At 52.2% G+C, this 6,916-nt stretch carries 8 protein-coding genes and 1 pseudogene; 1 reads left to right on the forward strand and 8 read right to left on the reverse strand.

Features of this window, described 5'->3' with window-relative positions:
- Positions 1–171 precede the first annotated feature (171 nt).
- From TY09_RS11030 to TY09_RS11050, 5 genes are all read right to left on the reverse strand, one after another.
- A complete protein-coding gene (locus TY09_RS11030) occupies positions 172–1,119 on the reverse strand; it encodes a hypothetical protein (protein WP_042434263.1) in 948 nt (315 codons plus the stop codon).
- A 360-nt stretch (positions 1,120–1,479) separates the two neighbouring features.
- Positions 1,480–2,601 carry a THUMP domain-containing class I SAM-dependent RNA methyltransferase gene (locus tag TY09_RS11035; RefSeq protein WP_009065896.1) on the reverse strand — a complete coding sequence of 374 codons (1,122 nt, stop codon included), beginning with the start codon at positions 2,599–2,601 and terminating at the stop codon, positions 1,480–1,482.
- A gap of 106 nt (positions 2,602–2,707) precedes the next feature.
- Positions 2,708–3,256 (reverse strand): ribosome hibernation-promoting factor, HPF/YfiA family, encoded by a 549-nt coding sequence (hpf, locus tag TY09_RS11040; RefSeq protein ID WP_009065922.1) that lies wholly within the window; start codon positions 3,254–3,256, stop codon positions 2,708–2,710.
- Positions 3,257–3,375: 119 nt separating this feature from the next.
- Positions 3,376–4,218: a fumarate hydratase gene (locus TY09_RS11045; RefSeq protein WP_042434265.1), complete on the reverse strand. Its 843-nt coding sequence runs from the start codon at positions 4,216–4,218 to the stop codon at positions 3,376–3,378.
- Positions 4,219–4,370: 152 nt separating this feature from the next.
- Positions 4,371–5,525 carry an amidohydrolase gene (locus TY09_RS11050; RefSeq protein WP_042434267.1) on the reverse strand — a complete coding sequence of 385 codons (1,155 nt, stop codon included), beginning with the start codon at positions 5,523–5,525 and terminating at the stop codon, positions 4,371–4,373.
- A gap of 43 nt (positions 5,526–5,568) precedes the next feature.
- Between TY09_RS11050 and TY09_RS18345 the strand changes: the two genes are divergently transcribed.
- Entirely contained in the window at positions 5,569–5,727 is a 159-nt protein-coding gene (locus tag TY09_RS18345; RefSeq protein WP_157037049.1) for a hypothetical protein, read from the forward strand.
- A 53-nt stretch (positions 5,728–5,780) separates the two neighbouring features.
- Here the strand turns inward: TY09_RS18345 and TY09_RS11055 are convergent, their stop codons facing one another.
- From TY09_RS11055 to TY09_RS18750, 3 genes and pseudogenes are all read right to left on the reverse strand, one after another.
- Positions 5,781–6,269, reverse strand: coding sequence for a S1 RNA-binding domain-containing protein (locus TY09_RS11055; RefSeq protein ID WP_009066095.1), 489 nt, complete (start codon positions 6,267–6,269; stop codon positions 5,781–5,783).
- 36 nt (positions 6,270–6,305) lie between these two features.
- Positions 6,306–6,608, reverse strand: a complete 303-nt coding sequence (locus TY09_RS11060) for an FtsB family cell division protein (protein ID WP_020072056.1) — start codon at positions 6,606–6,608, stop codon at positions 6,306–6,308.
- Positions 6,609–6,674: 66 nt separating this feature from the next.
- Positions 6,675–6,916, reverse strand: a pseudogene (locus TY09_RS18750) (spore cortex biosynthesis protein YabQ); the annotation flags it as partial.

Below are 6,916 nucleotides of genomic sequence, written 5' to 3' on the forward strand. Positions count from 1 at the left end.
CATAAAAATCAAGAGGTTTTTTCCTAAAATACGGAATTTCATAATTTTTTTACAATTGCTATCTTTGCTTTTTGAGGTTAGCTTTCCTCTCAAATTTTACCTGATTCATCCAGAATAAAATAAGGGCCTCCTTCCGACTTCGAAATAGCCGAAAGGAGGCCTGTGTAAAATTCATGGCTGAACGCTCCGATTTAGATCAAAATACACGGCTTCCGACATACAGTGATAAGAATTTCCGTTATAGGAAACGGTAATATATGGCTGAATCGCAGCGCTCTTCAAGTTCGTTTTTATCTGTACATCGACCGCATATATTTGAAAGCTCTCGATATCCGACGCTGTTTTTGTGGTTGAATAATAATCTTTTGCATCCTTTGTCGCTTCTTCATCATATTTCCAGCTTATCGCTTCAGCCGATATCCGGTTTGGATCCTCTGAAATTACAGCGTGAAAGGTTATCGTATCCGGGTGTTTGGATGGCACCGCTACTCTGTAGGTCAGCGTCATATCCTCAGACGCCGTATCCAGAAGATCGATTATATTTTCAAACATAAAGCAATTTTTTGTTTCTGCATAAGGAACAGGCTGAATATCATATTTTCCAACCGGAGATTCCGTTAAAATTCCGTTTTCTTCCATTCTGATCCCAGTAACTATTGTTTTTTTCTGTATTTTTTCTTTGAATATTACTTTTAGTTGAATTTCGCGGCTCTCTTTATCGTCTCCCGATACCAGCCAATCAGCGGAAGAAACGAAAAGCTCTTGATTCTGCTCCGTAACTACCGATTGAATCTGAAAAAACTTTTTTAATTGATTCAGGATCTTATCGTTTTCCGAATTGGTAAAATCACCTTTTACCGTTCCAAAAAAGCTAATCTCTGACCACCATGCAGGATTGTTTCCACTGTCAGGATGAAGATAGCCCTCAGTAGGATAAAACTCTATGGAGTCAATCACAGGGGCCGGGCTTTCCAAAGCTGAATGCTCTATTTTATCGATTTCAGATGCAGAACCAGTTGCTGAAAAACATTCTTCTTTTATCCCCTCTATACACGAAGCGGAGGATACCATGATAAAACAAATCAGAAGAAATAAAAAGCATCGAAAGTGTACTTTCATGATCCCACCTCATATCTTACATAAATTCAAAATGGAATAGGAAGTATTCACAGTAAGTACATACCTCCTATCCCATTACATATGAATCAGTGTTTTCAGTCAATTACCATCAATAAATACTTTGGGAAGTGATTCGTTTATTATACGGCTTGCCAAAAGCATCTCCGCTTCCCACTCTATCGTTTTCTTACAGATCTTTGAAAGATTTATACATTTTCCAATTTTTATTTACAATAGCATGAATTGGTATATTTTAAATATTTTAATAAGAAATATACTTATATAAAATATACTATTATTGATAATAATAGTAAAAGGCAGGATTCCACATGGAATCCTGCCTTTTACTTTCTCTTTCTTCTACGCTTTATAGTAACTGTAAAGCTGGCATTTGATCATTCCGTTATACAGCTTGCGGCGCTTGTCCGCAGGACGGCCAAAGCAGCTTTCAAACGTTTCGTCGGGGCTGATGATGTGGTAGCTCCAGCCGCGTTTGGGAACAAAGCGCTGCCCCATGGCCGTATACAGCTCCTCCGCCTGACTCAGGTCGAGCAGGCGCTCGCCGTAGGGCGGGTTGCAGATCACACAGCCGCGCTCGCCCTCCTCCGCAAAGTCGCGGATGTCGCGCTTTTCCGCCCGGATATGGGCGATGACGCCGGCCTTTTTCGCGTTTTCCAGCGTCAGGGCAACGGCCGCGCCGTCGATATCATAACCGGTAGCAAGGAAGGTGCTGTCACGCCGAACCAGATCCTGCGCGCGCGCTTTTTCGCGTATCCACACGCTTTCATCGATCCCCTTCCAGCTCTGCGCAGCAAAGCTCCGCTGCAGGCCGGGGGCGATGTTCATCGCGAGCAGCGCCGATTCGATGAGAATCGTGCCGGAGCCGCAGAACGGGTCGTACACGTGGGAATCCGGCCAAAGACGGGCCAGCTTCGCCATCGACGCAGCCAGCGTTTCTTTGATCGGGGCCTCCGCCGCGTTGGGACGATAGCCGCGCTTGTGCAGTCCCACACCGCTGGTATCGAGCATCACGCTGACGGTATCCTTTAAGATCAGGAACTGCACCTGATACATGTCGCCGGATTCCTCGAACCACGGGATGCGATATTTCAGCTTCAGGCGTTCCACAATGGCCTTTTTGATGATGGACTGGCAGTCCGGAACGCTGGAAAGCTGAGAGCTGAGCGAACGGCCCTTGACCGGGAAACGGTCCTTCTTGCCGATCCACTGCTCCCAAGGCAGGGCCTTTACCGCCTGAAACAGCTGCTCAAAGGTAACGGCACGGAACGTGCCGAGCAGCACAAGCACCCTCTCGCTGTAACGGGAGCAGAGATTCGCGCGCGCCAGCATTTCTTCGCTGCCGGCGAACACCACGCGCCCGTTCTGGGGCTCTACCTGCTGCGCTCCCATATCCCGCAGTTCTTCCGCCACCAGGCCTTCTACGCCCAGCAGGCAGGGGCATACCAGTTGAAATTGATCCATTGTGTTTCTCTCCGTATCTAAAAAAATAGCGGGCAAAAATTTTGTGTTTTACCCGGGAAATAAAACGGAGGCCGCAGTCTGACGCGGCCCCCGCTGACTCACTATATTATTCCGCGTCCGGCTCCAATAAACCGTAATCGCCGTTTTTGCGCTGATATACTACATTGATTTCACCCGTAGCGCCGTTGCGGAACATGTAAAACTGATGACCGAGCAGGTTCATCTGCAGAATTGCTTCTTCCACCGTAAGGGGCTTCACCGGGAAATGCTTGGTGCGCACAATCCGATATTCCTCTTCTTCGGCGACTGCGGCAGGCTCGGCTTCTTCCGGCGTTTCCGTCACGAGCTGATCCAGCGCCGCAGAATGAATCTGCTTGTCCAGACGGCTCTTGTTCTTGCGAATCTGCCGGCCCAGAGCACTGATGACCTGATCCAGCGCGTCGTTCATTTCAAAATCGGTAGCCTCCGCACGATAAATCATGCCCTTGCTCCGGATTGTGATTTCAACCGTCTGACGGTTGCGCTCCAGCGTGACCACCACATGAGCGTCCGCGTCCGCATCGAAGATCTTATCAAAACGGGAAAGCTTTTTGGTTGCCAGGCTCTTGAAGTGATCTTTGAGTGTGACCTTACGTCCAGTAATCGTGATATTCATGTACGCATCTCCTTTGCAAATGGAAATCGCAGAGTTTTCGGAACATATTCCTGAAAATTGACCCGAACTCTCTGGGAGTATTATAACATAAATACCGAAAAAATAGAAGTAGTTCGATCTTAAATGATCATTTTTTTATGCCGGGTCACATGACAGCCGACGTTGACCGCAACGGGCAGGCCGGCAATGTGCGTTGCGTAGGTCTCGATATTCACGGCCAGCGCGGTCACATCGCCGCCAAAGCCCTGCGGGCCGACGTTCAGCTCGTTAACCGCACGGAGCATATCCTGCTCGAGCTGATGGTAAAACGGATCGGGATTCGGCTCATCCAGCGGACGGCACAGTGCCTTTTTGGCCAACTGCGCGCACAGCTCGAAATCGCCGCCGATCCCAACGCCCAGCACAACGGGAGGACAGGGGTTGCCGCCCGCAAGGCGGACGGTCTCCGTGACAAAATCGATCATCTGCTGCGGCCCGGCCGCCGGGGTCATCATCTTCAGGCAGCTCATATTCTCGCTGCCGAAGCCCTTGGGGCAGGCGGTCAGCGTCACGCGGTCGCCGGGCACAATGCGGGTGTGCAGCACGGCGGGGGTATTATCCTCGGTATTGATGCGGCGCAGCGGATCGCCCACCACGGAGCAGCGGAGCAGACCCTCTACATAGCCGCGGCGGACGCCCTCGTTCACGGCGTTCTCAAACGAACCGCCGGTGAGGTGCACCTCCTGCCCGATCTCCGCGAACACAACCGCCATGCCGGTATCCTGGCAGATGGGAAGATTCAGCCGCCGCGCGGCGTCCAGATTTTCGCACAGATCCTCCAGAATCGATTTTCCCAGAGGATTGCTCTCTTTCTGCACCGAGCAGCGGATGCAGCTTTCCAGATCGCCGGAAAGCTCGCGATTCGCCTCGATAAACATCCGGCACAGCCCGTCGCTGATCAGAGAAACGGGAACCTCTCTCATACACTCCACTCCTTTTTGTATGCGCCGCACGGGCGCGGATCGAACCATCCCATACTCATCTCTCGCGGAACAGCAGAGATCTATTTCACGCTCCCTCTGCAAACGGAGAGAGCGCAACGTCTTTTTTCACCTGTTTTGCGGAAGCCTAGTAATCAAAATACCCGGCGGCCGGATACAAACACCATTTCCGGCTTTGTGCTGATTTGAAGCGGGTCGTCGCGGAAGAGGGAAAAATCGGCGTCCTTGCCCGGTTCCAGAGAGCCGACGCGGTCTTCGATATGGCAGATGCGCGCGGGGTTGATCGTGATCGCGCGCAGCGCTTCTTCCCGCTCGAGCCCTTCGCGCACCGCAAGAGCGGCGGACAGCGGCAGGTATTGAATCGGAACGACCGGGTGATCCGTGACGATCGCAATGCGGACGCCTTGCTTTTGGAGCATACCGGGGCACGCCGGCGTCAGATTCTTCAGCTCGGGCTTGGAACGGTCGCACAGAATGGGGCCGGAAAGCACCGGAACATCTTCCCCGGCCAGATCGTCGGTGATCAGGTAGCCGTCCGTTCCGTGAATGATCACATAATCGAGATGGAATTCGCGCCCCAGGCGCATGGCGGTAAAGATATCGTCGGCCCGGTGTGCGTGAAAATGCACCTGCAGCTTGCGCTGAAGCACCGGAATGAGCGCTTCGCATTTGATGTCGTACTCCGGCGGATCGATGTCCTCGTCCTTGCGAGAAAGCTCCAAATCCTCCAGATAGCGCCGGGTCTTGTACAGCTCCTCGCGGATGAGGGCCGCCGTGGCCATACGGGTGGAGGGCGTCTGGCTTTTGCCGTGGTACGTGGATTTTGGGTTCTCCCCCAGCGCCATTTTCATCGCCACGGGCGCCTGGATGACCATGTTGTCGATCCGCCGTCCCGCTGTCTTGACCGCGGCCAGCTGCCCGCCGATGGGGTTCGCACTGCCCGGGCCGGTAATGACTGTCGTCACGCCCGCGGCGCAGGCCTCCTCAAAGCAGCGGTCGAGAGGGTTCACGGCGTCGATGCCGCGCATCTGCGGCGTAATGGGGTCGGTATCCTCGTTGCCGTCGTCGCCCTCAAAGGTCAGGCCGTCCTCCCACATGCCGAGGTGGGTATGGGCGTCCACAAAGCCGGGGTAGATGGAAGCGCCGCCGGCGTCGACCACCTCTTCCTCCAAGGCGTCGGGCGCGGGCATGGGGGCGACCGCGGCGATTTTGCCGTCCTGCACCAGCAGGTAGCCGTTCGGGATCGGGTCGCCTGCCATCGTATAAATCATTGCATTTTGTATCAGCATGTGTTACCTCCAAAAACGGGCAGACGCCCGGAAAAATCCGGGCTTGTCTGTAACTTCAGATCGATCGGATATTTTAAAAGCAAAGCGAACCAAAGCGGCGCCGCAGGAATGCCCAAAGGGCACGCGTACCGCATGGATTCCGGGGATTGGAACGAGGCTGCTGCTTTTCTTTGTGGAACAGACCATCGTGCCATTTCTGTAAACAACCCCTGGAACCATTACGCAAAAAAGCGGAGTGTAACCACTCCGCCTGCTTTATTTGGATGAGCCGCCGTGCTTGGTAAAGCCGCCGCGCTTGGAATCAATGCACCTTTTGAGGTCGGACATTTTTTCATCGCTGGTCTGCTTGAACCGAGACATCATTTCCTCAAAGCTGGACGCTTCAGGTTTTTTGCTCGCCTGCCACTCGTAGTTGCCAGGCCTGCCTGCAGGACGCGGTCCGGAAGGGCGTGGCCCGGAAGAACGCGGCGCGAAGTGACGCGCGGCAGGACCGTTGTCACGAGGCGGCGGCGGAACAGCCTTTTTCATGGAAAGACTCACTTTGCCATCATCGCTGATGCTCAGCACTTTCACCTTGACCATCTGATTTTCCGTTACATAGTCACGGATTTCCTTCACGAAGGTCGGAGCTACCTCAGAAATATGAACCATCCCGGTTTTGCCCTCGGGAAGCTCTACAAAAGCACCGAACTTTGTAATTCCAGTAACCTTTCCCTCAAGAATTGTCCCTACCTCAAGTTGCATACAGTAATAATATCCTCCTCTTAAATTCAGAGCCGTTTAATTCCCCGCAATATTTACAAAAACACGTTCGCCGGGTTTGGCATAATCGAGCCCCTCCCGCACAACGCGTTCTATGTACTCGTCACTGACGCCGCTGCCGGAGGACAAGCTGTGTTTTAAGTCCTCGTTTTTGATCTCCTGAATTTTGATCTGCTGCTTTAAATCGGCCAGCTGCCGCTTCTTTTCGCTGATCTGCATCTGCTGGTTCACAAGGGCGACCGCCGCGTAAACCGCAAATACCAGAATGGCAAACCGCAGCAAAAAGCTCTTCTTTTCTTTTTTGGCTTTCAGCACCCTCATAAAGTCAAACAGCTCCCCTCTCTGCAGTCCGCTGTAATCGGGCAAATTCAGAATCCATATAGCTGATTATACACTATCAGATGGGGAGGTTTCAAGCGATTTTTTTCTTTTCTTCCGAAATTTTAAGGGTTTTGTTGTGACTTTCGCGATTTTTACGCAGATCGTGCGCACCCCGCGGAAAATCCGGCGGAACAAACGCCCGATCGGCCGAAGAATCCAGCGCAGCAAAAAGTTTTTGATCGCCGTTAAAATCCGCAGAAGAAGCTTCGCCAAACGGAAGGTAATTTCGCCGAGGGTAAGAAAATAAA

This window comes from Faecalispora jeddahensis (assembly GCF_000577335.1).
GTDB classification, from domain to species: domain Bacteria; phylum Bacillota; class Clostridia; order Oscillospirales; family Acutalibacteraceae; genus Faecalispora; species Faecalispora jeddahensis.